The organism is Janthinobacterium sp. CG_23.3, assembly GCF_046115965.1.
Classification (GTDB): domain Bacteria; phylum Pseudomonadota; class Gammaproteobacteria; order Burkholderiales; family Burkholderiaceae_D; genus Janthinobacterium.
The window spans coordinates 1-2,674 of the sequence record NZ_JBJXIB010000242.1 but is presented as its reverse complement, the minus strand read 5'-3'; the positions used below and the strand labels follow the sequence as shown (position 1 = coordinate 2,674).

Genomic DNA, 2,674 nt, shown 5'->3' with positions numbered 1-2,674 from the left:
TGCCGGCGGCGGTGTGGATTTCCCTGCCCGCCTCGAACGCCTGCAATTGGTTGTCGGCGATGCGCTGGCCCTGCGCGCGGCTCTGGTAGGCGTAGACGCCGGGGGCGTCGCGGCTGAGCAGGCGCACGCCGTCGCCGATGTCGCCGTAGGCGCCGACCGGGTTGTCGCGGCAGGAGCGGTAGTCCCAGGAACTCAGTTCGATGGCGTTGGTCCGCTGCGTCAGCGTGGTGCGCCAGCGGTCCAGGCTATCCGCCTTCATCACCGCGCCGGGTTGGGTGAATGCGATGTCGGCCTGGACGTTGGCTTGGAAGCTGCCGTTGTGGTCGGCCACGACCAGGGTGTGCCCGCCCAGGCCGGGGCCGTCGCCGGCGCTGTGCTCGTAGTAGTAGAACAGGCCTTCCTCGCTCATCAGGCGCAGGACGAAGGCGAGGTCGCTTTCCTGGTATTGGGTGGTCAGGCTGCGGCGCGGGTAGATGTCGCGCTCGGCGATGTCGAAGCGCCACGCCGGCATCAGGCGGCCCTGGCCCAAGTAGGGGGCGAAGACGGCGTCGAGGATGTCGCACACCGTCATGTCCTGGAAGATGCGGCTGTCCTGGTTCAACGCCAGGAAGGCGGTCCATGGTTCGATGGTCAGCGCGTAGCGGGCGAAGCCGCCGTTCGCCTCGGTCATTTCCACCGCCGTGATGTGGCCGTGGAAGGGGCGCCGGGCGCCGGCGGCGCTGGTGAGCAGGTCGACGCGGGCGGGCTGGCCGATCAGCGACTTCAGGGGGATGCGGGCGTCAGTGGACAGCGCCGCGATCTTGAGCGAGTAGCCCTGGCTCAGGCCTTCCTCGCCGCGCAGGCATTCGAGCAGCAGCTTGTCGGGGCCGAGCGGTGTCGTCAGTTGCAATAGGCGGGTGCTTTGCGTGAAGCCGCCAAGCATGGCTTGGAGGCTGGATGACTGTGGCATTTGGCACTACTCCCGTGCGGCGCACTTTGAGATAAAAATAAAGCAATATTTTTCACATGGCATTAAGCATCAGAAATGCTGCTGGCACAAGGGAGATTCGTTCGAGACAGCCTTGACCGATATCAATACGGGGAGGTTCAGTCCCAGCGGCGCGTCCGGTACAGCTCGGCGGCGAAGTCGACGAAGGCCCGTACCTTCGGCGACAGGTGGCGGTTCTGCGGATACAGCGCGTACAGTTCGCGCGGCGCGATGGCGTAGTCGGGCAGCACCCGCACCAGCTCGCCGCGCGCCAGTTCGTCGCGGACGGTGAACGCGGCGGCGGCCGCGATGCCCAGCCCGCCGACGGCGGCCGCGCGCAGGGCGATGCCGGTGTTGGCCTGCAGATTGCCCTGTACGCTGACGTGGTGGGCCGCGCCGTCCGGCCCGGTAAAGTCCCAATCGCGCGGTTGCGCCGCCAAGGTGTAGCTCAGGCAGTTGTGCGCCAACAGATCTTGCGGCGTGCGCGGCGCGCCGTGCCGCTCAAGGTAGGCCGGCGCCGCCACCAGCGCCACGCCGCTGCTGGCCAGGCGGCGCGCGATCAGCGTCGAGTCGGGCAGCTTGCTCGTCAGCCGCAGGGCGACGTCGAAGCCGTCCTCGATCAGGTCGACGATGCGGTCGTTGCACACCAGGTCGATGCGCAGTTCGGGGTAACGGGCGAGGAATGGCGGCAGCCAGTGCGCCAGTTCCAACGCGCCGAAGGCCATCGGCGCGTTGATGCGCAGGCTGCCGGCGGGGCGCGCCTGCTGCTCGGCGGCGGCGCGGTCGGCGGCGTCGAGCGCGTCGAGGATCTGCCGGCTGGCGTCGTAGTAGCGTTGGCCCGCCTCGGTCAGCGCGAAGCGGCGCGTGGTGCGGTTCAGCAGTTGCGCGCCGAGGTGGGCTTCCAGGTGGCTGACATGGCGCGACACCGCCGTGTGCGACACGCCCAGCGCCGCGCCGGCCTTGGTGAAGCTGCCCAGTTCGACGACGCGGCGCAGGGCGCGCAGCGCCGCCAGTTGGTCCACGCTTTAGCTAAAGCGCGCGCCGTCGATGGCGAAGCCCTTGATGAACTCGGCCGCCGGCAGGCGCTTGCCGCCCGGCTTTTGCAGTTCGGTCAGGCGCAGCGAGCCGGCGCCGCAGGCCACTACGATGCCGTGTTGGGCGTCGGCCGCCAGGACCTGGCCGGGGGCCTCGGCGCTGTCGGCTTCCATCGCCTCGGCGGCCCACAGTTTAATGGTGACGCCGTCGACTTGCGCGGTGGCGCCGGGGAAGGGATTGAAGGCGCGGATTTTCAGGCCCAGCTCCAGCGCGGGCAGGGCGAAGTCGAGCGCCGCCTCGTCCTTGCTGATCTTGGCGGCGTAGGTGACGCCGGCCTCCGGCTGCGGCACCGCCTCCAGCGCGCCTTGCTCCATCTTGCGCAGCGCGGCGACGATCATCCTGCCGCCGAGCGCGGCCAGCGTGTCGTGCAGCGTGCCGGTGTTGTCCTGCGCGCCGATGGTGACGCGCTCGATCGCCAGCATCGGCCCGGTGTCCAGGCCCTCCTCCATTTGCATGATGGTCACGCCGGTCTCGTCGTCGCCGGCTTCGATGGCGCGGTGGATCGGCGCGGCGCCGCGCACAAGCGGCCAGCATGCGCCACGGACGTTTCAGCAAAGCCTAACTTCTAGCGCGCTTCGTGGCAGGATCAAACCCTCGGAGGCCACACCCCCA

At 69.1% G+C, this 2,674-nt stretch carries 2 protein-coding genes and 1 pseudogene; all 3 read right to left on the bottom strand.

Annotated elements, in window-relative coordinates:
• A partial coding sequence (locus tag ACFDR9_RS27455) for a type VI secretion system Vgr family protein (RefSeq protein ID WP_409033044.1) occupies positions 1-949 on the bottom strand: 949 nt, incomplete at its 3' end.
• A 137-nt stretch (positions 950-1,086) separates the two neighbouring features.
• Entirely contained in the window at positions 1,087-1,989 is a 903-nt protein-coding gene (locus tag ACFDR9_RS27450) for a LysR family transcriptional regulator (RefSeq protein ID WP_409033043.1), read from the bottom strand.
• Positions 1,990-1,992: 3 nt separating this feature from the next.
• Positions 1,993-2,674, bottom strand: a pseudogene (locus tag ACFDR9_RS27445) (methionyl-tRNA formyltransferase); the annotation flags it as partial.